Source organism: Streptomyces sp. Ag109_G2-15, assembly GCF_900215565.1.
Taxonomy (GTDB): Bacteria; Actinomycetota; Actinomycetes; order Streptomycetales; family Streptomycetaceae; genus Streptomyces; species Streptomyces diastatochromogenes.
In genome coordinates this window covers 2,816,723-2,839,746 of record NZ_OCNI01000001.1, presented here as the reverse complement: position 1 = coordinate 2,839,746, position 23,024 = coordinate 2,816,723, and the positions used below count along the sequence as shown (strand labels likewise).

The following is a 23,024-nucleotide window of genomic DNA, read 5'->3' as shown; positions in this document are numbered from 1 at the left end:
GCTAGTCGTCCTCCCGCTCCCGCTGCGCCAGATGGATCACGCACACCGCCACCGCGATCAGCAGCGCCGGGTCCGCGTCGTCGCGCACGATGTCGACGCCGTACGTGTCCCTGAGGTGCAGCCAGCGGCGGGAGATCACCGCGAGGAGTTCGCCGTCGTACTCGATGGCGAACTCGTGGTCGAGGATCTTGCCGCTGACGTCCAGCTCTGTGCCGTCGACCAGGGCCACCCGGTAGTGGTTGCGCAGCAGGGACAGCCGTTTGCGCTTGATCGTGGCCAGGCCCTCGCCGTCCCGTTCGATCACCATGGTGTCGCGCAGGGCGAACATCTTCTGGTGGATGTCGACCAGGACCCGCCCGTGGGCGTCCTTCAGCTCGAAGGTGTCCCGCAGCCGCATGGCCTTGCCGTCGACGAGGAACACCTTCTGGCCGTGCTCGTCCTCGATCCAGTAGTCGTCACCGATACCGAGGAGCCGGTCGCGTACGAGGAGTCTCATGCGGATACCGTTCCCCGGCCCGGCGGGATCATCACGGAGCCGGAGGGAACGGAGCCGGACGCGACGGCGGGCTCCGGCCCGAAACGCCTCCTGTAGTCCGACGGGCTCAGCCCCGTCTCGCGCCGCAGCCGCGCGCGCAGGTTGGCCGCCGTGCCCAGGCCGCTGCGGGCCGCCACCACGTCCAGGCGCTCCTCGCCCCGCTCGATCAGCCGGCAGGCGAGCGCGACCCGCTCCCCGGTGAGCCAGGCCAGCGGGGTCGTACCGAGCTGGGCGCGGAAGCGGCGGTGCAGGGTGGCGGGGGAGACGGCCGCGCGGGCGGCCAGGTCCGCCACCGTCAGCGGCTCGCCCAGCCGCTCCTGCGCCCAGGCCAGCAGCGGGCCGAGCGACTCGTCGGGGACCGCGGGCAGCGGACGTTCCACGAACTGCCGCTGCCCGCCGTCCCGGTGCGGGCCGAAGACGAGGCGGCGGGAGACGTGGTTGGCGATCTCGGCGCCGTGGTCGCGCCGTACGACATGCAGGGCCAGGTCGAGCGCCGACGCGCTGCCCGACGCCGTGAGGATGTCGCCGTCGTCCACGAAGAGGACGTCCGGCTCCAGGCGCACCTCGGGGAAACGGGCCCGGAAGGACTGCTCCCACATCCAGTGGCAGGCCGCCCGGCGCCCGTCCAGCAGCCCCGCCTCCGCGATCGTGAACGCACCCGAGCAGAAGCCGACCAGCCGGGCGCCCCGCGCGTGTGCCCGGCGTACGACGTCCAGGACACGCTCCGCGCGCGGTACCTCGGTGTCGGGCCGGTTCGGCACGATCAGCGTGTCGGCCTCCTCGGCGGCCTCCAGTCCGGCGACCCCGGTGAGCGTGAAGAAACCGTCCCGCATCCGGGTGTGCGGCTCGCCGGCGCACAGCCGGAAGTCGTACAGCTTCCGCCCCAGTTCCGGCCTGGGCAGCCCGAAGACCTCGATGGCGCAGCTCATCTCGAACGGGTTGGAGTTCTCGTCGACGACGAGAACGACGCGGTGCGAGGATTCTTGCGGCATGTGCGATTTCTAGCACTCGTCGGCCGGTCCGGCACCCCGGACGATGAACGCATGGAACCGATCTCCCTGGAGGCGGCCCTCGCCTCCTTCACCGAGCAGTGGAGCCCGCGCATCGTCACCGCGGTCAACGACTACGACGTCCGCGTCGCCAAGGTCGAGGGCGAGCACGTCTGGCACGTCCACGACGACACGGACGAGTTCTTCCTGGTCCTCGACGGCGAACTGCACATCTCTCTCAGGGAGCCGGCCGGCGAGCGCACGGTCGTCCTCCCGAAGGGCTCGGTGTTCGCCGTCCCGCGCGGTACCTGGCACAAGCCGTACGCGCCCGTGCCCACCCAGATGCTGGTCTTCGAGCCCACCGGCACCTTCTCGGTGGGTGACCGGCACGACGAGGTGCCGGACCACGTGGACGCGACCATCGGGCACGCCCTCATCTGACCCGGCACCGGAATCCGGCGGGACGAGAGGTGTCTCGCGGGTGAACTTCCAGTTCCCGTAAGGAAGTTGCCCAACCAAGCAGGTGGGCGCCGAGTCGGACGTTGCACAAGTCGCACAGGCTCCGCACGTTCCTTTCGGAGGTCCGCCCATGTCCTCTCGTCCCGCCCGCAGCCGGGTCGTACGAGCCGTCACCCTGGCCCTCGGTACGGCCCTGGCCGCACCGCTCACCCTGGCCGGCACCGCCGGTGCCGCCACGCAGCCGGCCACCGCCTCGGTCAACCAGTACGACTGGCAGCTCACCTATGAGGCCGCCCCCGGCCAGACCAACAAGGCCACCGTCACCGCGGCGCTCACCGCGGACCGCGCGGGCATCACCTACGTGATAGACGACGTCGTCCCGATCAGCGCGGGCCACGACTGCGCCTACCCCGACAGCGCGGACCACACGAAGGTCTCCTGCACGGTCACCAACGTGGACAGCCAGGACCCGTACGCCGCCCTGATCATGAACCTCGGCGACCGCAACGACACGGTCACCTACGACAACACCACCGACCAGATCTACTACTACGCCGAGATCTCCCTCGGCGCCGGCAACGACAAGCTGACCGACAGCGGCCGCCTCGACGGCGCCTACGCCTCGGGCGACGCGGGCAACGACACCCTGACGGTGGGCGCGGAGGGCCTGGCCTGGGGCGGCGACGGCAACGACACGATCTACGCGAGCGGCGGCGACAACATCGTGCAGGGCGGCAGGGGCGACGACGTGCTGCACGGCGGTGCCCGGAGCCAGTACCTGTCCGGCGACGACGGCAACGACAAGATCTACGGCGGTTCCGCGGCCGACACGCTGTACGGCGGCAAGGGCAACGACGTCCTGTACGGCAACAGCGGCAACGACAAGATCTACGGCAACAGCGGGAACGACAGGCTGTACGGCGGCGCCGGCAGAGACACGCTGTCCGGCGGCCCCGGCACGGACGTGATCCGCCAGGACTGAAGGGCCTGAACTGGTTGTCCTTGGTTGTCCACAGGCGGGTCACCCACAGCCGGGTTGTCCACGCCCGGGTTATCCACAGGCGTCGAAGCGGGTGTCGGAGCCGGGTGGCACTCTTGGGGCCATGACCGACTCCGCACCCCGACGTGCCCGCGTCCGCGCCCCCGAGCTGATAGGCAAGGGCGGCTGGCTGAACACCGGAGACAAGCAGTACACCCTGGCCGACCTGCGCGGACGCATCGTCGTCCTGGACTTCTGGACCTTCTGCTGCATCAACTGCCTGCACGTCCTGGACGAGCTGCGCGAGCTGGAGGAGAAGCACCGGGACACGGTGGTGGTCATAGGCGTGCACTCGCCGAAGTTCGTGCACGAGGCCGAGCACGCGGCGGTCGTGGACGCGGTGGAGCGGTACGGCGTGGAGCATCCGGTGCTGGACGACCCCGAGCTGGCCACCTGGAAGCAGTACGCGGTCCGGGCCTGGCCGACCCTAGTCGTCGTCGACCCCGAGGGCTACGTGGTCGCCCAGCACGCCGGTGAGGGCCATGTGCACGCCATCGAGCGGCTGGTCCAGGAACTGGAGGCCGAGCACGAGGCGAAGGGCACCCTGCGCCGCGGCGACGGGCCGTACGTGCCGCCGGAGCCCGAGCCGACGGTGCTGCGCTTCCCCGGCAAGGCGCTGCTGCTGCCCGGCGGGACCTTCCTGGTCAGCGACACCACCCGGCACCAGCTGGTGGAGCTGGCCGAGGACGCCGAGACCGTCGTACGGCGGATCGGCACCGGCACGCGCGGGTTCGCCGACGGCGGCCCGCAGCAGGCCTCCTTCAACGAGCCGCAGGGCCTGGCACTGCTCGACGACGGCACCTCCGTGATCGTCGCGGACACCGTCAACCACGCCCTGCGCCGCCTGGACCTCGCCACCGGAGAGGTGACCACCCTGGCCGGCACCGGACGGCAGTGGTGGCAGGGGTCCCCGACCTGCGGCCCGGCCCGCGAGGTCGACCTCTCCTCCCCCTGGGACGTGGCGGTGTTCGGCGGCAAGGTGTGGATCGCCATGGCGGGCGTCCACCAGCTGTGGACGTACGACCCGGCCACGCGGACCGTCGCCGTCGGGGCCGGCACCACCAACGAGGGCCTGGTCGACGGCCCCGGCGCCGAGGCCTGGTTCGCGCAGCCCTCCGGCCTCGCGGCCACCGCCGACCGGCTCTGGCTCGCCGACTCCGAGACCTCCGCCCTGCGCTGGGTCGACCTGGAGGGACACGTCCACACCGCCGTCGGCGAGGGCCTGTTCGACTTCGGCCACCGGGACGGCGCCGCCGAGCAGGCCCTGTTCCAGCACCCGCTGGGCGTCACCGCCCTCCCGGACGGCTCGGTCGCCGTCGCCGACACCTACAACCACGCCCTGCGCCGCTACGACCCCGCGACCGGTGAAGTGACCACCCTCGCCACGGATCTGCGGGAGCCCAGCGACGCCGTGCTCGTCGGCGAGGACATCGTGGTCGTCGAGTCGGCCCGGCACCGCCTGACCCGCCTGCGCCTGCCGGAGGCGGCGGTGCGGGTGGCGGCCGTCGCCCACCGCACCCAGCGCGCGGCCACCGAAATAGCCCCCGGCCGGCTCCAGTTGGACGTCGTCTTCCAGGCTCCCGCCGGCCAGAAGCTCGACACCAGCTACGGCCCCTCGACCCGGGTCCTGGTCTCCTCCACCCCGCCCGAGCTGCTGCTCAAGGGTGAGGGCGCCGGCACGGACCTGTCCCGGACCCTGGAGCTGAACCCGGCCGTCACGGAGGGCGTCCTGCACGTCTCCGCGATAGCCGCGAGCTGCGACGACGACCCGTCGGTCGAATACCCCGCCTGCCACGTCCACCAGCAGGACTGGGGCGTCCCGGTCCGCCTCACCGAGGGCGGGGCGGACCGGCTGCCCCTCGTCCTGGCCGGGATGGACGACCAGTGACCGGGGGAGGTCACACGCCGTAGCCGTCCGTGTAGCTGTCGGCGCGGTGATGGTGGTGGGGTTCCTCCTCGACCACCGGCGCCGACGGCACGACGATCCGCCGGTTCCGTGCGATGCCGCTGAACGTGGCGGTGCCGATGAGGCCGACCGCCATCAGGATGACGCCGACGACGTCCAGGTTGACGCCCTGCATGTGCCAGTCGGTCGCGAACGTGAGGATGGCTCCCACGGCGATCAGGATGATGCATCCGCCTAGGCCCATGAGTTCTCGCCTCCCCTTCCGGTTCCGGAATCTCCGGAGCCGTCCGGGTACCCGAGTCCGCCCCGGGCATGCCCGGGGCGGACGGTGACGGCGCCTCAGACCACGTCGACGTAGTCCTCGTACCCGGCACTCACCAGGTGCGTGCTGTTCGGGTACAGGAGCACCGCGACCCAGGTGCCGTCCTTCGACGCCGTGGTGCCCTTGCTGAACGTGCCGTCGGTGCGGGTGGTGGCGTTGCCCATGTCGTACCAGCTGGAGGAGCCCTTGGGGCGGAAGAGGATCTTCACCTTCTGGCCGCCGTAGGCCTTCCAGGCGCCCGAGGTGTAGTGCTGCAGCTTGCCCTTGTAGGTGATCGTGCGGCCCTTGCGGACCGGCTCCGGGGAGGCGTTGCCGCCGGTGATCCGGGTCGGGGTGCGCTGGGCGTACACGACCTTGCTGTACGACTCCTGCCAGTAGCGGCTGCCCTTGAAGTGCGCCCGGTAGTAGCCCTTGTAGGGCGCGTCGAAGGTGCCCTTGAACGGCGCGCCGGACTCGGGGTCGGAGCTGCCCGGGGTGACGGTCTTCATCGTCTTCCAGCCGGTCTTACCGTCGGCGGAGTACTGCAGCTCGACCTTGTTGTCCGCGTACCCGGGGACGCTGGAGCCGGTGTGCAGCATGCCCTTGGCGGTCAGCTCGGAGTACTTGTTCAGCGTCGCGGTGAAGTCGGTGAGGGACGTCTTCTTCGCGACGTACACCTTGACCGTCTGCAGTGGGCTCGTCTTCACGTACGTGCCGCTGCGGACCTGCACCTCGACCGAGCCGGTGCTCGACATGGTCAGCTGCCCGGAGAAGCGGCCGGCGGCGTTCGTGACGGGGTGGGCGCCCGCGGAACCGATGTCGCTCTGCCACACCTCGTCGACGTTGGCCCCGGCGAGCGGCTTCCACGCCCCGCCGACGTACACCTCGGCGGTGCCGGAGACGGTCGCCGCCTGGCCGCCCTTGACGTCCAGTTCGGCGGCGTCGAGGGTCACGCGCGTCTCGGACTGCACGGGATCGACGTCCACGTTGGTGGCGTCCTGCGCGAAGGGCTCGGTGCCGGCGGGGTACAGCCAGGGGCTGACCGAGCCGCCGTACTCGTAGGTCTGTGTGTACGAGTAGGAGAAGCGGCCGTCGCTGTCGACCGGGACCATGGTGGAGTCGCCGGTGTTGGCCGTCGAGACCCTCACCTGCCCGTCCGCCGGGGTCGTCCCGCCGGTGCGCGGGTCCTCGATCGTGTAGCGCCCGGAGACGGAGACGTCCTGGTGCTCGTAGTCCGGGTTCCGGGGCGTGACCTGGAAGTCCGTCAGATGGGCCTGGAGCCAGTAGTCGTAGCCGTTGGCGCCCTGCGTCGAGGACGTGTCCCCGTCCGCGTCGGTCACATCGACCACGACACGGTAGGTGCCGAGGTCGGCCAGGCGCAGCGGGGTGCCGGTCTGCCATACGCCCGACTGCGCCGTGCCCGAGTTCAGGGTGAAGTCGCTGACCTCGGCGACCTCCGGGTCACCGGCGGCGGAGTCGGGCGCGTACAGGTGCGCCGTGATCGAGGTGATCGGGCTGTCGGACTGGGCGGACAGGGCCACCAGGCCACTGGCCGGCGACTCGGCGCTGCCCACCCAGAACAGCTCGGGCGCCACCGCCGCGTGCGCCGCCGGGACCGGGCCGAGCAGCACGCCCGCCGCGACGGAGGCGCAGGCGAGGGCCAGGGATCTCTTTCGCACGTGTAGTCCCCCCACGAGACCGGATACGCAGATAATTGAAGAGCGAAGCGCATCGTACGCTGCGGCAACCTTGTTTGAACAGGTTCAAAAATAACGGTTTCGCAGGGGGGACGAGCGGTGGGACTCAGCCCTCCAGGAACGCCGTCAGCGCGTTCGCCAGCAGGAACGGGTCGTCGGCGCCGCACAGTTCGCGCACGCTGTGCATCGACAGGATCGCCACGCCGATGTCGACGGTCCGGATGCCGTGCCGGGCCGCGGTGATCGGGCCGATCGTGGTGCCGCAGGGCATCGAGTTGTTGGAGACGAAGGTCTGCACCGGCACGCCCGCCTTCTCGCAGGCCGCGGCGAACACCGCCCGGCCCGAACCGTCCGTGGCATAGCGGTTGTTGACGTTGACCTTGAGGATCGGACCGCCGTTGACGCGCGGGTGGTGCGTCGGGTCGTGCCGCTCGGCGTAGTTGGGGTGGACGGCGTGGCCCGTGTCGGAGGACAGACAGACCGTGCCGGCGAAGGAGCGGGCCCGGTCCTCGTACGAGCCGCCGCGCGCGAACACCGAGCGCTCCAGCACGGTGCCGAGCAGCGGGCCGTCCGCGCCGGTGTCCGACTGCGAGCCGTTCTCCTCGTGGTCGAAGGCGGCCAGCACGGGGATGTGGGTGAGCGGGGCGCCGGAGGTCGCGGCGGCGACCAGGGCGGCCGCGCCGGCGTGCACCGACAGCAGGTTGTCCATCCGGGGACCGGCGACCAGCTCGCGGTCCCGGCCGAGATACGCGGGCGCCTCCACCGGGTGCGTCATCAGGTCCCAGCCGGCCACCGAGCCTGCCGTGAGACCCGCCTCCACCTCCAGGAAGGCGATCAGATCGCCGTCGCGCAGGTCGTCGCCGAGCCCCCACACCGGCTGCAGATGGCGCTGCTTGTCGAGCTTGAGGCCCTCCGAGGACACCGAACGGTCCAGGTGGATGGCGAGTTGGGGCACCCGCAGCAGCGGCCGGTCCACGTTGACCAGCACCGCGGTGCCGTCGCGCAGGGTCAGCCGCCCGGCCAGGCCCAGGTCCCGGTCGAGCCACGAGTTCAGCAGCGGGCCGCCGTAGATCTCCACCGCGACCTGCCGCCAGCCGTGCGCCCCCGCGTCCGGCCGCGGCTTGACCCTGAGGTTGGGCGAGTCGGTGTGCGCGCCGACGATCCGGAACGGCGTGTGCGGCTGGGTGCCTTCGGGGACGTACCAGGCCACGATCGCCCCACCGCGCAGCACGTACCTGCCGCCGCTCGACCCGTCCCAGGCGTCCGTCTCGGCGACCTGCCGGAAGCCCGCCTTCTCCAGCCGCTCGGCGCTGTTCGCCACGGCGTGGTACGGCGACGGGCTCGCCGCCAGGAAGGACATCAGGTCGTCGGTGTGGCCGCGGTCGAAGCGGGCTGGTGCGCTCATGGGGCTTACCTTAACGACGTGCGTGGGCCCGCCCCCGGTACGGGAGCGGGCCCACGCAGGCGATCAGTGGGTGCGGAGCGGGTCCTTCGGCAGGCTAGAACGCGGCCTCGTCCAGCTCCATCAGGTCGAGGTCGACCGTCTCCGAGACCTTGCGGGCCAGGGTGACGCCCGGCAGGACGTTGGCCGCGAAGAACTTCGCCGCCGCGATCTTGCCCGTGTAGAAGGCCTTGTCCTTCGCGGAGGCCGTCTGCAGCTTCTCGGCGGCGATGGCGGCGCCCTTGAGCAGCAGGTAGCCGACGACCACGTCACCGGAGGCCAGCAGCAGGCGGGTGGTGTTCAGGCCCACCTTGTAGATGTTCTTGACGTCCTGCTCGGTGGCCGCGAGGTCGGTCAGCATCAGGCCGACGATCGCCTCCAGCTCGATGGCCGCCTTCGCGAGGTGCTCGCGGGCGCCGGCCAGCTCCTCGCCGCCGGTGCCGAGCGCCAGGAACTTCTTGATGTCCTCGGCGAGGGAGTTCAGGGCGGCGCCCTGGTTGCGGACGATCTTCCGGAAGAAGAAGTCCTGGCCCTGGATCGCCGTGGTGCCCTCGTACAGGGTGTCGATCTTGGCGTCCCGGATGTACTGCTCGATCGGGTACTCCTGCAGGAAGCCGGAGCCGCCGAAGGTCTGCAGGGACTGGGCGAGCTGCTCGTAGCCCTTCTCGGAGCCGTAGCCCTTCACGATCGGCAGGAGCAGGTCGTTGAGCGCCTCCAGCGCGGAGAAGTCCTCGCCGGCGGCCTCCTTGACCTGGATCTCGTCCTGGACCGACGCGGTGTAGAGGACCAGGGCGCGCATGCCCTCCGCGTACGCCTTCTGCGTCATCAGCGAGCGGCGCACGTCCGGGTGGTGCGTGATGGTGACCTTGGGCGCGGTCTTGTCCATGAACTGCGCGAGGTCGGGACCCTGGACGCGCTCCTTGGCGTACTCAAGGGCGTTGAGGTAGCCGGTGGACAGCGTGGAGATCGCCTTCGTGCCGACCATCATGCGGGCGAACTCGATGATGCGGAACATCTGGCGGATGCCGTCGTGCTTGTCGCCGATCAGCCAGCCCTTGGCGGGGTGCTGGTCGCCGAAGGTCATCTCGCAGGTGTTGGAGGCCTTCAGGCCCATCTTGTGCTCGACGTTCGTCGCGTACACGCCGTTGCGCTCGCCCAGCTCGCCGGTCTCGAAGTCGAAGAGGTACTTCGGGACGAGGAAGAGGGACAGGCCCTTGGTGCCCGGACCGGCACCCTCGGGACGCGCCAGCACGTAGTGAAGGATGTTCTCCTCCATGTCGTGCTCACCGGAGGTGATGAAGCGCTTCACGCCCTCGATGTGCCAGGAGCCGTCCTCCTGCTGGACCGCCTTGGTGCGGCCGGCGCCCACGTCGGAGCCCGCGTCGGGCTCGGTGAGGACCATGGTGGAGCCCCAGGTCCGCTCGACCGCGATCTTCGCGATGTGCTTCTGGACGTCGTTGCCCTCCTCGAAGAGGATGCCGGCGAACGCCGGGCCGGAGGCGTACATCCACACGGCCGGGTTCGAGCCGAGCAGCAGCTCCGCGTACGCCCAGATCAGGGAGCGCGGGGAGGTGGTGCCGCCGATCTCCTCGGGCAGGCCGAGCCGCCAGTACTCGGAGTCCATGAAGGCCTTGTAGCTCTTCTTGAAGGACGCCGGGACCGGGGCGGTGTTCGTCGCGGGGTCGAAGACCGGCGGGTTGCGGTCGGCGTCCGCGAAGGACTCGGCCAGCTCGTTCTCGGCGAGGCGGGTCAGCTCCTCGAGGACGCTCTTGGCGGTCTCCGTGTCCATCTCCTCGAACGGACCGGTGCCGTACAGCTTGTCGCGGCCGAGTACTTCGAACAGGTTGAACTCGATGTCGCGGAGATTGGACTTGTAGTGCCCCATGGTGACGGCTCCGTTTAGGACTCGGCGAGGCACTGGCTCCTCGCATCTGGTTCACGTACCAACAAGTAGCTACGATGATGCTACCCGTCGGTAATAAGACGCAAGCCTGATCCCTTCATCTGTGACTCGTTACTCTTTGGGGCATGTACGGCTACGACCAGAACGTCGGTGCTCAGCAGCAGTACGCCGCACCCCAGCAGCCGATGTCCGGCGGCTACGGGCAGCAGCCGCCGCTGTACCCCGAGCCGTCCCCGCCCTCGCTCGCGGACGCGGTGCGCGCCTTCACCACCGGGCAGATGTCCGCCGAGGACTTCCAGCAGATCTTCGCCACGTCGAAGGTGTACTGCCCGCGCGGTGACACCCCCGGCTTCCTGGCCCTGCACAACACCCAGCAGCCGGTGATCCCGATGTTCACCTCGCTCAAGGAGCTGCGCCGGTACGCGGGCAAGGAGTCCAAGTACTTCGTGATCACCGGTGCCGAGGTGATCGACCTGCTGCCGACCGGGTACGGCTTCGTCCTGGACATGGAGGGCGAGCACCGGATGGTGTTCGACGCCAAGGCGGTCGAGCAGATGGTCGACTTCGCGATGCGCAGGATGTACGGCTAGGCGCCGTAGCCTCACGGACGGCTGACCGCCCCCCGGCGAAATGCGGCCCTGGTTTGTCGCAGGCATGCCATAGGGTGCCCAGGCAGCCGCGCCCCGTGTGCAACCGCTCTTCCGCGGTCGCGTCCGGGTGTCGCGCGGCGCTCTCGTCTCCCGGTGATCCCGGGTTTTTTCGTGGGGGTTCATCACTGTGCGCATGCGCAGCACTTCGGCCGCGACGGCGCTCGCGGTCCTGTTCGGCTCGGCGGCGCTGAGCGTCGTGTCCGCGGGGTCGGCGTCGGCCGTGACCGCCACCATCGGCTCGCCCGAGGGCATCGTCGTGAACGACACGCTCAAGCGGGTCTTCGTAGGCGACGACACGAACGACCGGATCGTCGCCTTCGACTACAACGGCAACCGCGTCGACTCGGTGAGCGGCATCGACGGCATCTTCGACCTGGCGCTCTCCGACGACGGCAGCACCCTGTACGCCACGGCGCGGGTCAGCCACGAGATCGTGGCGCTCGACGCGGCCACCCTCGACGTCAAGGCCCGCTACCCCGTGGCCGCCACCACCGGCCCGCTGCACCTCGAGTACGTGGGCGGCAAGGTCTGGTTCACCTACGAGGCGGGGGCGGAGGGCGACCTGGGCTCGATCGACCCGGCGGTGGACCCGGTCGCAGGGACCGACCCGGTGTCGCTCGGGCAGCTCCCGCTGGAGAACACCGGGGTCTCCGCCGCCGGGCTTCTGGACACCGACCCGTCCGCGCCCGGACTGCTGGCCATCGGCGCGAGCGACTTCTACGACCCGTCCAAGGGCCTGATGGCCGTGGTCGACGTCTCCGGCGGCACGCCGCGGCTGGTCGCCTCGCAGCAGAGCGACGTGGAGTACGTCAACGACATCGAACTCGTGCCCGGAGCCCGGCAGGTCCTGGTCGACGGCACGTTCCGGCACGCCTACGCCGACGGGAAGTTCACCGCGGCCGGCGCCTACCCGTCCGGGCACCACGCGGACATCGCCCCGAACGGCCTGGTGGCCCAGCTCGGCGAGAGCCAGGTGGCGGTCTACCGGCCCGACGCGGCCAAGCCGATCCGCACCTACGCCGCCGACACGTCCGACCTTGCCTGGGCCCCGGACTCCTCCCGGATCTTCGCGCTCGTGTCGTCGCCCGGCGGCTACACGCTCAAGGCGCTCACCGACCCGGCGCGCAGCGTCCCGACCCTCTCGGTGAACGCCCCGGCGACGGCCACGCGTGCCAAGCAGCTCACCGTGACGGGCAAGATCACGGCGACGGTCCCCTTCTCCACCGGCACCGAGCTGACCGTCACCCGTACCGACCTGGAGAGCCCGAGCGGCAAGACCCTCCCCTCGGTCACCGTGAAGGCGGACGGCGGCTACTCCTTCACCGACACCCCGTCGGCCGGTGGCAAGGTCACCTACAAGGTCGCCTACGCGGGCGACGCCGATCACCTGCCGACCGGCGCCTCCGACAGCGTCGATGTCTCCCGTGCCTCGACCTCGCTGACGCTGAACAACAACGGCAAGCTGTACAACTACGGCACCGACGTCAAGTTCGGCGCGCATCTCGCCACGACGTACAAGAACCGCTCGGTCTCGATCTACGCGGACCCCTTCGGCAGTGACAAGGGGAAGAAGCTGATCAAGACCGGCAAGGTCAACTCCTCCGGCGACATCAGCGCGTGGGTGGACATGACCCGCGACACGACGGTCACCGCGGTCTTCTCGGGCGACTCCCGCTACAAGCCGAAGACGGTGACGTCCACGGCGTACGCCCGGGTCAAGATCTCCACCGCCGTGACCAAGCACTACAAGACGGCCAAGATCGGCTCGACGTCGTACTACTGGTTCCACAAGAACACCGACCCCCTGCTCACCACGACGATGAGCTACTACCCGGGCCGTAAGCAGCGCTTCGATCTGCAGGTCTACTACCAGGGCTCGTGGCACTCGGCGGACTCGCAGTACTTCCCGCTCGGTGCGAACGGGAAGTCGGCCGTCCAGCTCGGGGCACCCGGCGAGTCGGGCATCCGGGCCCGGATGCGCTCGGTGTACGTCAACGGCTCGTCCGGTGACTCCGTGAACTCCACGACGTACGGCTCGTGGAAGTACCTGTACTTCGGCAACTGACACAGCCGACCCACGCACCCGGCTGCCTGTGCGACATCGACGGCCCGGAGGGAATGCCCTCCGGGCTTTCGCTGTTATGGGTGGCAGAAAGTTCAACGCTCAACTAAAGTGGGCGCACAAGGAGGTACCGACATGCCTGCAGTGACCGTCGAGAACCCGCTGACGCTGCCCCGCGTGGCCGCGCCGGCCGACGCCGTGGCCCGCCCCGTGCTGGCCGTCACGACCGCGCCGAGCGGCTTCGAGGGTGAGGGTTTCCCGGTGCGCCGGGCGTTCGCCGGGATCAACTACCGCCACCTCGACCCGTTCATCATGATGGACCAGATGGGCGAGGTGGAGTACGCGCCGGGCGAGCCCAAGGGCACCCCGTGGCACCCCCACCGGGGCTTCGAAACCGTCACCTACATCATCGACGGGATCTTCGACCACCAGGACTCCAACGGCGGTGGCGGCACCATCACCAACGGCGACACCCAGTGGATGACGGCGGGCTCGGGCCTCCTGCACATCGAGGCCCCGCCGGAGTCGCTCGTCATGTCCGGGGGCCTGTTCCACGGCCTGCAGCTGTGGGTGAACCTCCCGGCCAAGGACAAGATGATGGCCCCGCGCTACCAGGACATCCGCGGCGGCAACGTCCAGCTGCTGACCACCCCCGACGGCGGCGCGCTCCTGCGCGTCATTGCGGGCGAACTGGACGGCCACCAGGGCCCCGGCATCACCCACACCCCGATCACGATGATCCACGCGACCCTCGCCCCGGGCGCCGAGATCACCCTGCCCTGGCGCGAGGACTTCAACGGCCTCGCGTACGTCCTGGCGGGGCGTGGCTCGGTCGGCACCGACCGCCGCCCGATCCACCTGGGCCAGACCGCCGTGTTCGGCGCCGGCTCCTCGCTGACCGTCCGCGCGGACGAGAAGCAGGACTCGCACACCCCGGACCTGGAGGTCGTCCTCCTCGGCGGACAGCCGATCCGTGAGCCCATGGCCCACTACGGCCCGTTCGTCATGAACACCAAGGACGAACTGATGCAGGCCTTCGAGGACTTCCAGAAGGGGCGCCTGGGGACGATCCCGGCGGTGCACGGGATGTCGGAGGGCGGCCCGCAGGGCTGACCCGACCCGTCTCCCGACCGTCGCCCGGTCCGCCACTCCGGCGGGCCGGGCGACGGCGTCAGCTGGGACGCCGGTCTCACCCGCCTGGCGTCCCGCCGCAGGACAGCCGTAGCCCCCCATGCTCCGCTGGGAGCGTGTCGTTGCTGCCCGAGCCCGTTCGCCGGCTCGCCGCCTGGTGCGTCGTTCTGCTGCTCGTCGCCGGGGTCGGGTGGGTCGGGGTGCGGCTGTGTGCGGAGTTCCGGACCGCGGTCACCCCGGTGCTGCTCGCCCTGCTCGGGACCGCCCTGCTCGGGCCCCTGCACCGCAGGCTCGTGGCCGCGGGGGTGCAGCGGTCGCTCGCGGCCGGGGTGACCTGCGTGGCCGTCGTGGCCGTCGTCGGTGGCGCCGTCTACATCGTCGTCGCCGCGCTCATCGACACCGGCGACCAGATCATCGCCTCCCTTCGGCAGGCCGCCAAGTCCGTGGCGCAGCACTTCGGAGCCGCCGGGACCGGGCTCGACGACCTCGCCGCCAACTCGCGCAAGCTGCTCAGCGAGTTCGGGGGGACCGCGGCCTCCAACGTCATCAGCGGGGTCAGTGTCGTCGGCGAGAGCATCGCCATGGCCGTCCTCGCGCTGCTGCTCGTCTTCTTCTTCCTGCGCGACTCCCACCGCGTCGTCGAGACCCTGCGGGCCGTCGCGCCCGGGGGCACCGCCGACACGCTGGAGGCCATGGCGCGGCGCGCCTACGAGGCCGTCGAGGGGTTCATGCGCGGTACGACCGTCATCGCCCTCATCGACGCGATCCTCATCGGCATCGGCCTGCTGATCCTGCGCGTGCCCGGCGCGGTCGGCCTCGCGGCGCTCGTCTTCGTCACCGCCTACATCCCCTACCTCGGCGCCTTCCTCTCCGGCGCGATCTCCGTGCTGGTCGCCCTCGCCGACCGCGGCTTCGTCATCGCGCTGTGGGCGCTCGGGGTCGTGCTCGCGGTGCAGGTCCTGGAGGGGCATGTGCTCCAGCCGATGATCCAGAGCCGGACCGTGCAGATGCACCCCGCGGTGGTGATGCTGGCGATCACCGCCGGCGCGTCCGTCGCGGGCATCCTCGGCATGCTCCTCGCGGTGCCCCTGACCGCCGCCGCCTTCGGCGTCGTACACGAACTTCACACGCGGTACGGCGCCCCCGCGCCGTCGGACTCGTAGAGCTCGAACCAGATGCTCTTGCCCTCGCCCCGAGGGTCCACCCCCCACACGTGCGCGAGCAGTTCGATCAGGATGAGGCCGCGGCCGGAGGAGGCCAGCTCGCCCGGGCGGCGCCGGTGCGGGAGGTCGTCGCCGGCGTCCGAGACCTCCACCCGCAGCCGCCGCCCGCCCGGCTCCCCGGTGACCTCGGCGAGCAGCAGCGAGTCGGCGTCGGTGTGGACGAGGACGTTGGTGACCATCTCGGAGACCAGCAGCACCGCGGAGTCCACCTGCTCGTCCGAGGCCCAGTCGTGCAGCAGCTCGCGCAGGTGCCGGCGGGCCTCGGCGATCCGCTCGGGCTCGTCCTGCGCCACCGACAGCAGCGTGCGCCGTACCGTCGGCCGTACGGCCGTGTCCTCCGCGGGGCGGCACAGCAGCAGGACCGCGATGTCGTCCTCGCGGCGGTCGGCCAGCGGGCCGGTGGTGTGGTGCGAGGACGGCCCGTGCACGCCCTGCACCAGCGCGTCGGCCAGCGACTCCGTATCGCCCCGGTGGTCCTCCAGGATCGCGCGGATGCGTCGCCAGCCGCTCTCCATGTCGTGCCCGCCGGTCTCGATCAGACCGTCGGTGCAGATCATCATGGTCTCGCCGGGCTCCAGCGTGAACCGGGTCGTCGGGTAGTCGGCGTCCGGGTCGATGCCCAGCGGCAGCCCGCCCACCACCGGCCGCATCATCACCGTGCCGTCGGCCATCCGGATCGCCGGGTCCGGGTGCCCGGCGCGGGCGATCTCCAGCTGCCCGGTCGCCGGGTCGGCCTCCACGTACAGGCAGGTCGCGAAGCGCAGGTCGGTCATGTGCTCGTCGTGGGTGATGCCGTGCAGGAAGCGGGAGGCGCGGGTGAGCACGGCGTCCGGGCGGTGCCCCTCGGAGGCGTAGGCGCGCAGCGCGATCCGCAGCTGGCCCATCAGGCCGGCCGCCCGCACGTCATGCCCCTGGACGTCCCCGATGGCCAGCGCGAACCGGCCGCTCGGCAGCGGGATCATGTCGTACCAGTCGCCGCCGACCTGCAGTCCGCCCCCGGTCGGGACGTAGCGGGCGGCCACGCCCATCCCGGGGATCTCCGGGCCCAGCGAGGGCAGCAGGGAGCGCTGCAGGCCCTCCGCCAGCTCCCGCTGGGAGTCGGCGGCACCGGCCCGGGACAGGGCCTGCGCGAGCATCCGGGCGACCGTGGTCAGGACGGCCCGCTCGTCGGGGGTGAAGGCCACGGGGTACGTGAAGGCCGCCATCCAGGCGCCCATCGTGCGTCCGGCCGCCGTCAGCGGCAGGAACCCCCACGAGGACCGGCCGAACTTCTCGGCGAGCGGCCAGGTGACCGGGTAGCGCTCCTTGTACTCCGCGGGGGAGGAGAGATAGACGGCCCGGCCGGTGCGTACGACCTCGGCGGCCGGGTAGTCCGTGGCCAGCGACATGTGGGAGAAGGGGCCGTCGTCGCCGGGCTGGTGCCCGTGGTGGCCGATGATCGTGAGCCGGTCGCCCTCCACGCCGAACACCGCCAGCCCGTCCGGGGAGAACCCGGGCATGGACAGCCCGGCCGCGACCCGCAGCACCTCCGCGGTGGACCGCGCCTCCGCCAGCGCCCGGCCCGCGTCCAGCAGGAACGCCTCCCGGGAGCGCCGCCAGTCCCCGGTGACCGCCCTGCGGCCCGCCGGCGTGCCCGGAGTGGGCTCGGTGACCTCCTGGAGGGTGCCGATCAGCTCGTACGCGTGCCGCTCGGGGTGGTACGACGGCTTCGAACGGCTGCGTACGACCCGGACGATCCGCCCCTGCTCGTCCATGATCCGGATGCGCACCTCGGCCAGCGTGCCCTCGGCCACCGCGAGCTGCACCACCCCGGTGATCTCGTTCCAGTCGACCGGGTGGAGACGGGCCCGGGTCTGGGCCTCCGTGAGGGTGACCGGCTCCGCGGGCAGCCCCAGCAGCCGCGCTGCCTCCGCATCCACGGTGACCAGCCCGGCGGCCGTGTCCCAGTGCCACATCCCGGTCGCGAGGGCGACGAGGACGTCACCGACGGACGGCAGTGGCTCGCCTGTGCGCATTGCCCCACTTTAAGAAGATCTGTTCGGTGAGTGCCAGTGTGAGAAGGGCTGATCGGTGAGTGCTGACGCTGTTGGAGGTATTGCCGAAAGCCGGCCTGGAGCCGGTGCCGGGCGGGCGGGGAAGCCGGGCGGGTGGGCGGGGGAAAAGGTGTGCCGGTGGGCGGGGGAAAAGGTGGGGAGCCGATCTTGGGCCGCCCGGTACCCTTGATGGGTCCGGGCCCCGTGCCCGGCTCCCGTCGGGGCGGCAGCCCCGACAGTCATCACCCCACCACGAAGGACGATGAACGACGATGCATCGGTACAGGTCCCACACCTGCGGCCAGCTCCGCGCCTCTGACGTCGGCACCGACGTCCGGCTGAGTGGCTGGCTGCACAATCGGCGCGACCTGGGCGGCATCCTCTTCATCGATCTGCGCGACCACCACGGCATCACGCAGCTGGTGGCCCGTCCCGGCACGCCCGCGTACGAGGCCCTGGACAAGATCACCAAGGAGTCGACGGTCCGCGTCGACGGCCAGGTTGTTTCACGTGGAACCGAGAACGTGAACCCCGACCTGCCCACCGGTGAGATCGAGGTCGAGGTCGGCGAGGTCGAGCTGCTCGGCGCGGCCGCCCCGCTGCCCTTCACGATCAACGCCGAGGACGGGGTCAACGAGGAGCGGCGCCTGGAGTACCGCTTCCTGGACCTGCGCCGTGAGCGCATGCACCGCAACATCATGCTGCGTACGGCCGTGATCTCCGCGATGCGGCACAAGATGGCGGCGATGGGCTTCAACGAGATGGCGACGCCGATCTTGTCCGCCACCTCCCCCGAGGGCGCCCGCGACTACGTGGTCCCCTCCCGTGTGCACCCGGGCAAGTTCTACGCGCTGCCGCAGGCCCCGCAGCAGTTCAAGCAGCTGCTGATGATCTCCGGCTTCGACCGCTACTTCCAGATCGCGCCCTGCTTCCGCGACGAGGACGCCCGCGCGGACCGCTCGCCGGGCGAGTTCTACCAGCTCGACATCGAGATGTCCTTCGTCGAGCAGGAGGACATCTTCCAGCCGGTCGAGAAGCTGATGACCGAACTCTTCGAGGAGTTCGGCAACGGCCGTCACGTCACCAGCCCCTTCCCGCGCATCCCGTTCCGCGAGGCGATGCTGAAGTACGGCTCCGACAAGCCGGACCTGCGCGCCAAGCTGGAGCTGGTGGACATCACCGATGTCTTCGAGGGCTCGGAGTTCAAGGCGTTCGCGGGCAAGCACGTGCGCGCGCTGCCGGTGCCGGACGTCTCCGCGCAGCCCCGCAAGTTCTTCGACCAGCTCGGTGAGTACGCCGTCGAGCAGGGCGCCAAGGGTCTGGCCTGGGTGCGCGTGGCCGAGGACGGCTCGCTGTCCGGCCCGATCGCGAAGTTCCTCACCGAGGACAACGTCGCGGAGCTGACCAAGCGTCTCTCCCTGGCCCCCGGCCACGCGGTCTTCTTCGGCGCGGGCGAGTTCGACGAGGTCTCGAAGATCATGGGCGCGGTCCGTGTCGAGGCGGCCCGGCGCGCCGGCCACTTCGAGGAGGGCGTCTTCCGCTTCTGCTGGATCGTCGACTTCCCGATGTACGAGAAGGACGAGGAGACCGGCGGGATCGACTTCTCCCACAACCCCTTCTCGATGCCGCAGGGCGGCCTGGAGGCCCTGGAGACCCAGGACCCGCTGGACATCCTCGGCTGGCAGTACGACATCGTCTGCAACGGCGTCGAGCTGTCCTCGGGCGCGATCCGGAACCACGAGCCCGAGATCATGCTGAAGGCCTTCGAGATCGCGGGTTACGACCGCGACACCGTCGAGGAGAAGTTCGCCGGCATGCTCCGCGCGTTCCGCTTCGGCGCCCCGCCGCACGGTGGCATCGCGCCCGGCGTCGACCGTATCGTCATGCTCCTCGCCGACGAGCCCAACATCCGCGAGACGATCGCCTTCCCGCTCAACGGCAACGCCCAGGACCTGATGATGGGTGCCCCGACCGAGCTGGACGAGACCCGCCTGCGGGAGCTGCACCTGAACATCCGGAAGCCGCAGCCGAAGTAGGGCACGGTTCGGCAGGATCGGCAGGAAGGGCTCGAAACCGGCGTCGGTTTCGAGCCCTTCCGCTTGCGCACCTCGATTCACAGCTCTTTCCGATGTTCCCGCGGGGTTCCCCGCTTCTACGGTCCTGGCCATGACGGATACTCAGGAACCGCAGGACATGGGCAAGTTGACGCGCCGTACGATGCTGGCGGCCGGCGGTGTGGCCATCACGGCGGTGGGGGTCGGCGGCGCCTTCGCCGTCAGCGCCTCCGCGCAGGAGGACGCCTCGGAGGACGCGTGCTACACGCTGACCTCGGAACTGGTCGAGGGGCCGTACTACATCGACGCCGACAAGATCCGGCAGGACGTCACCGAGGACGAGGAGGGCATCCCCCTCGCGCTCAAGCTCAAGGTGATCGACGCGGAGACCTGCAGGCCACTGAGGGACGCGGCGGTCGACATCTGGCACTGCAACGCCGTGGGCGTCTACTCCGGGTACGAGGCGATGGGCAGCGGCGGGGGCGGGGGCGGCGGCCCGGCGCCGTCGGGCACGCCGACGCAGACTCCCACGGGCACGCCGACGGGCGCGCCCCCTTCCGGAGGGCCCGGTGGCGGTGGCGGCGGGCACCAGGAACCCACCGACGACAAGCGCTACCTGCGCGGCACCTGGCGCACGGACAAACACGGCCACGTCACCTTCCGGACGGTGTTCCCCGGCTGGTACCAGGGCCGCTGCGTGCACATCCACGTCAAGGTGCACGTCGACGGGACGTGGACCGACGCCGGCTACGAGGGCGGCCACACCTGCCACACCGGGCAGCTGTTCTTCGCCGAGAAGGCGGTGCTGCTGACGGGGGACGTGGAGCCGTACTCCACCAACACCACGACCCGCACCACCCTCGACGAGGACACGATCTACCCGGGCAACGGTCACGCGGGCGGCCTGCTGTACCTCGCGTACGACAGGAAGCACATCGCCAGGGGCGTACGCGCCCATCTCACCCTCGGCGTGGCCCCGGACATCACGAACAACGGCAGCTGACGCCGATGCCCGTCAGTCGGGGGACGCACCGTCCTCCAACAACCGCTCGGCGATGTCGTCGGACCAGCGCTGGGCCCAGGCGCGCAGGTCGTTGACCTGCGGTTCGGACAATCCGTAACGGACGAAGTCCGCATCCGCGTACCAGTCCGTTCCGGTGAGGCGGGACTGGAGGGTGGGCAGGTCGAAGGGGTCGTGGGCGTGGCGGCGGCCCAGTTCCTCCAGGTCGGGGAGGGAGAAGCGGGTCGCCGCCGCCTGCGCGTCGATCAGGTCGACGGCCGCGCCCCGGTCGTACAGGGCCCGGATCTTCGTGCCGACGGCGTCCTCCAGGGAGAGGGTGGGGCCGTACTCGGTGAGCTGCGGCGGCTGCCAGAACGCCTCCTTGTGCAGCGCGAGCGCACACGGTTCACCGGTCGGCGGGTCCGTGACGGTCAGCTGCGCGGTCAGCACGGTGCCGGCCCCGACCCGCACCTGCCGCCCCCGCGCCTCCAGCGCCGCACCGACGGCACCGGCGATCCGGTCCATGACCTCGACACTCTCGGTGGCGAAGTCGAGGTTGGCATGGGGGCGCTCCAGCAGGCCGTGCGCCTGGAGGGCGTATCCGCCGGCGAGCACGAGAACGTAGGGGCTGCCGACGAAGACGACGTCCGCGAGGAGTCGTCCGTGAGGTTCGGGAATGTTCACGGGAAGATTTTTCTGGCTTCCTGTCACACACGCGCGACGACGCGGGTCAGAGGGGTGTCCGTCACTCAGTGATCGCTCGTTGGGAGCCTCTCATGCGTACCGCCTATGTCGTCGTCACCCTGCTCGCCGCGCTGATGGCCGGGTTCTCCGGGACCGTGTTGCTCATGCGGGCCCAGTGGATCGTGCAGGCGCTCACCGACTACCGGGTGCCGCGGGGGTGGTGGACCCCGCTGGGGGTGGCCAAGGCCGCGGGGGCCGTGGGGCTGGTGGTGGGGTTGTTCGTGCCGGTTGTCGGGGTGCTGGCGGGGGTGGGGCTGGTGGTCTACTTCGTGGGGGCCGCGGTGACCGTGGCCCGGGCGCGGTGGTACTCGCACATTTCGTTTCCGCTCGTCTACGCGGCGCCCGTGGTCGGTGCGCTCGTGCTCGGGTACCTGGCCTAGCCGGCGGGAAAAGGAAATGTGTGCCGCGCGGCAACTTAACCGGGAGCGGCGGCCACTGAGGGGTCGTAAGGCATCTTCAGCAGACCCTAAGGACTCCTCCGTGGCAGCCTCCTCCCACCGCCGGTCCCTCCGTAAGCGGCGCACCCTCGCCGTGTCCGCCGCCGTCGTGGTCGCGGGCGTCGGCGCCGGTGTGTTCGTGATGAACGCGAACGCCGACGCCGCCGACCTGTACCACCAGACGCTGCCCGCCAAGGACGGCTGGGCCGCCTCGGGCACGGGGACCACCGGCGGCGCGAAGGCCGACTCCGCGCACACCTTCACCGTCTCCACCCGGGCGCAGCTCGTGAAGGCGCTGGGGTCGGCCTCCGACACCACGCCCCGGATCGTCAAGATCAAGGGCACCATCGACGCCAACACCGATGACAGCGGGAAGAAGGTGAGCTGCGCGGACTATGCGGCGGGGACCGGGTACTCGCTCTCCGCCTACCTGAAGGCGTACGACCCCGCCACCTACGGCCGCTCCAAGCTGCCCTCCGGCACCCAGGAGAAGGCCCGCGCCGCCGCCCAGGCCAAGCAGGCCAAGAACATCGTCTTCAAGGTGCCCGCCAACACCAGCATCGTGGGCGTCCCGGGCACCAACGCCGGGATCACCGGCGGCAGCCTCCAGGTGAAGGACGTCGACAACGTCATCATCCGCAACCTCGCCTTCTCCGCCACCGAGGACTGCTTCCCGCAGTGGGACCCGACCGACGGGGACGACGGCAACTGGAACTCCGCCTACGACGCCGTGACGCTGCGGGCCGCCAGCCATGTGTGGGCGGACCACAACACGTTCACCGACGCGCCCCACCTCGACAGCGCCAACCCCAAGTACTACGGCCGCGAGTACCAGATCCACGACGGCGCCCTCGACATCACCAAGGGCTCCGACCTGGTCACCGTCGAGCGCAACCGGTTCGTCGACCACGACAAGACGATGCTGATCGGCAGCAGCGACACGGACAGCACCGGCAAGCTGCACGTCTCCATCCACCACAACGTGTGGAAGGGCATCGTGCAGCGGGCGCCGCTCGCCCGCATCGGCCAGATCCACGTGTACAACAACGTGTACGACACGACGACCCTCGACGGGTACGCCCCGCTGTACAGCATCAACTCGCGCGCCAAGGCCCAGGTCGTCGCCGAGGACAACTACTGGAAGGTGCCGAGCGGCGGCAAGGTCTCCAAGCTTCTGAGCGGTGATGGTACGGGGTCCGTCGCGGGCGGCGGCAACCTCGTCAACGGGACGGTGACCGACCTCGTCGCCGCGTACAACTCCGCCTCGTCGAAGAAGATCAAGACGACGGTGAACTGGACGCCGACGCTCACCGCGGGCCTGGAGACGTCCGCGAAGAACCTGCCGACCGAGCTGGCGACGACGACCGGCGCCGGGGTGCTGAAGTAGACGCGCCTGTGTGACAGGCCCTTTCACGCCGAA

At 70.3% G+C, this 23,024-nt stretch carries 19 protein-coding genes; 11 read left to right on the top strand and 8 right to left on the bottom strand.

Annotated elements, in window-relative coordinates; translation table 11 throughout:
• Nucleotide 1 precedes the first annotated feature (1 nt).
• Both CRP49_RS12595 and CRP49_RS12590 read right to left on the bottom strand, forming a co-directional pair.
• Nucleotides 2-496 (bottom strand): LURP-one-related/scramblase family protein, encoded by a 495-nt coding sequence (locus CRP49_RS12595; protein WP_097253454.1) that lies wholly within the window; start codon nucleotides 494-496, stop codon nucleotides 2-4.
• The gene (locus CRP49_RS12590) at nucleotides 493-1,527 is read right to left on the bottom strand and encodes a GlxA family transcriptional regulator (protein ID WP_257033381.1); all 1,035 of its coding nucleotides are present in this window, start codon (nucleotides 1,525-1,527) and stop codon (nucleotides 493-495) included. Before CRP49_RS12590 ends, CRP49_RS12595 begins: the two co-directional genes overlap by 4 nt.
• A 51-nt stretch (nucleotides 1,528-1,578) precedes the next feature.
• Between CRP49_RS12590 and CRP49_RS12585 the strand changes: the two genes are divergently transcribed.
• The 3 genes from CRP49_RS12585 to CRP49_RS12575 all read left to right on the top strand — a co-directional run bounded on the left by CRP49_RS12585 (nucleotide 1,579) and on the right by CRP49_RS12575 (nucleotide 4,910).
• The gene (locus CRP49_RS12585; RefSeq protein WP_097253453.1) at nucleotides 1,579-1,965 is read left to right on the top strand and encodes a cupin domain-containing protein; all 387 of its coding nucleotides are present in this window, start codon (nucleotides 1,579-1,581) and stop codon (nucleotides 1,963-1,965) included.
• 148 nt (nucleotides 1,966-2,113) lie between these two features.
• Complete coding sequence (locus CRP49_RS12580; protein ID WP_097253452.1) at nucleotides 2,114-2,965, top strand: calcium-binding protein; 852 nt, start codon at nucleotides 2,114-2,116, stop codon at nucleotides 2,963-2,965.
• A gap of 121 nt (nucleotides 2,966-3,086) precedes the next feature.
• Entirely contained in the window at nucleotides 3,087-4,910 is a 1,824-nt protein-coding gene (locus CRP49_RS12575) for a thioredoxin-like domain-containing protein (protein ID WP_097253451.1), read from the top strand.
• Nucleotides 4,911-4,920: 10 nt separating this feature from the next.
• Here CRP49_RS12575 and CRP49_RS12570 read toward each other — a convergent pair whose 3' ends face one another.
• The 4 genes from CRP49_RS12570 to CRP49_RS12555 form a co-directional block, all read right to left on the bottom strand.
• Nucleotides 4,921-5,172, bottom strand: a complete 252-nt coding sequence (locus CRP49_RS12570) for a hypothetical protein (RefSeq protein ID WP_097253450.1) — start codon at nucleotides 5,170-5,172, stop codon at nucleotides 4,921-4,923.
• Between the two features lie 95 nt (nucleotides 5,173-5,267).
• Nucleotides 5,268-6,908 (bottom strand): hypothetical protein, encoded by a 1,641-nt coding sequence (locus CRP49_RS12565; RefSeq protein ID WP_097253449.1) that lies wholly within the window; start codon nucleotides 6,906-6,908, stop codon nucleotides 5,268-5,270.
• A 124-nt stretch (nucleotides 6,909-7,032) separates the two neighbouring features.
• A complete protein-coding gene (locus tag CRP49_RS12560) occupies nucleotides 7,033-8,331 on the bottom strand; it encodes a M18 family aminopeptidase (RefSeq protein WP_097253448.1) in 1,299 nt (432 codons plus the stop codon).
• A 94-nt stretch (nucleotides 8,332-8,425) separates the two neighbouring features.
• Nucleotides 8,426-10,252, bottom strand: coding sequence for an acyl-CoA dehydrogenase (locus CRP49_RS12555; protein ID WP_097253447.1), 1,827 nt, complete (start codon nucleotides 10,250-10,252; stop codon nucleotides 8,426-8,428).
• Between the two features lie 143 nt (nucleotides 10,253-10,395).
• Between CRP49_RS12555 and CRP49_RS12550 the strand changes: the two genes are divergently transcribed.
• The 4 genes from CRP49_RS12550 to CRP49_RS12535 all read left to right on the top strand — a co-directional run bounded on the left by CRP49_RS12550 (nucleotide 10,396) and on the right by CRP49_RS12535 (nucleotide 15,276).
• The gene (locus CRP49_RS12550; RefSeq protein ID WP_094218542.1) at nucleotides 10,396-10,860 is read left to right on the top strand and encodes an SseB family protein; all 465 of its coding nucleotides are present in this window, start codon (nucleotides 10,396-10,398) and stop codon (nucleotides 10,858-10,860) included.
• Between the two features lie 193 nt (nucleotides 10,861-11,053).
• Entirely contained in the window at nucleotides 11,054-12,985 is a 1,932-nt protein-coding gene (locus tag CRP49_RS12545; RefSeq protein WP_179851594.1) for a YncE family protein, read from the top strand.
• A 132-nt stretch (nucleotides 12,986-13,117) separates the two neighbouring features.
• Nucleotides 13,118-14,095: a pirin family protein gene (locus CRP49_RS12540; RefSeq protein ID WP_097253445.1), complete on the top strand. Its 978-nt coding sequence runs from the start codon at nucleotides 13,118-13,120 to the stop codon at nucleotides 14,093-14,095.
• A gap of 134 nt (nucleotides 14,096-14,229) precedes the next feature.
• Nucleotides 14,230-15,276, top strand: coding sequence for an AI-2E family transporter (locus CRP49_RS12535; RefSeq protein WP_097253444.1), 1,047 nt, complete (start codon nucleotides 14,230-14,232; stop codon nucleotides 15,274-15,276).
• Here the strand turns inward: CRP49_RS12535 and CRP49_RS12530 are convergent.
• Complete coding sequence (locus CRP49_RS12530) at nucleotides 15,237-17,351, bottom strand: SpoIIE family protein phosphatase (protein WP_097253443.1); 2,115 nt, start codon at nucleotides 17,349-17,351, stop codon at nucleotides 15,237-15,239. The two genes, CRP49_RS12535 and CRP49_RS12530, sit on opposite strands and share 40 nt — an antisense overlap.
• A gap of 290 nt (nucleotides 17,352-17,641) precedes the next feature.
• On the opposite strand from CRP49_RS12530, the gene aspS reads away from it, so the two are divergent.
• Both aspS and CRP49_RS12520 read left to right on the top strand, forming a co-directional pair.
• Nucleotides 17,642-19,405, top strand: coding sequence for an aspartate--tRNA ligase (aspS, locus tag CRP49_RS12525; RefSeq protein ID WP_097253442.1), 1,764 nt, complete (start codon nucleotides 17,642-17,644; stop codon nucleotides 19,403-19,405).
• A 130-nt stretch (nucleotides 19,406-19,535) separates the two neighbouring features.
• Nucleotides 19,536-20,426 (top strand): intradiol ring-cleavage dioxygenase, encoded by an 891-nt coding sequence (locus tag CRP49_RS12520; protein ID WP_097253441.1) that lies wholly within the window; start codon nucleotides 19,536-19,538, stop codon nucleotides 20,424-20,426.
• A gap of 12 nt (nucleotides 20,427-20,438) precedes the next feature.
• Here CRP49_RS12520 and CRP49_RS12515 read toward each other — a convergent pair whose 3' ends face one another.
• A complete protein-coding gene (locus CRP49_RS12515; protein ID WP_097253440.1) occupies nucleotides 20,439-21,107 on the bottom strand; it encodes a nucleotidyl transferase AbiEii/AbiGii toxin family protein in 669 nt (222 codons plus the stop codon).
• 92 nt (nucleotides 21,108-21,199) lie between these two features.
• Here CRP49_RS12515 and CRP49_RS12510 point away from each other — a divergent pair, with 92 nt between their 5' ends.
• Both CRP49_RS12510 and CRP49_RS12505 read left to right on the top strand, forming a co-directional pair.
• Nucleotides 21,200-21,547, top strand: a complete 348-nt coding sequence (locus CRP49_RS12510) for a DoxX family protein (protein ID WP_097253439.1) — start codon at nucleotides 21,200-21,202, stop codon at nucleotides 21,545-21,547.
• 100 nt (nucleotides 21,548-21,647) lie between these two features.
• Complete coding sequence (locus CRP49_RS12505; protein WP_257033380.1) at nucleotides 21,648-22,991, top strand: polysaccharide lyase family 1 protein; 1,344 nt, start codon at nucleotides 21,648-21,650, stop codon at nucleotides 22,989-22,991.
• Nucleotides 22,992-23,024: the final 33 nt, after the last annotated feature.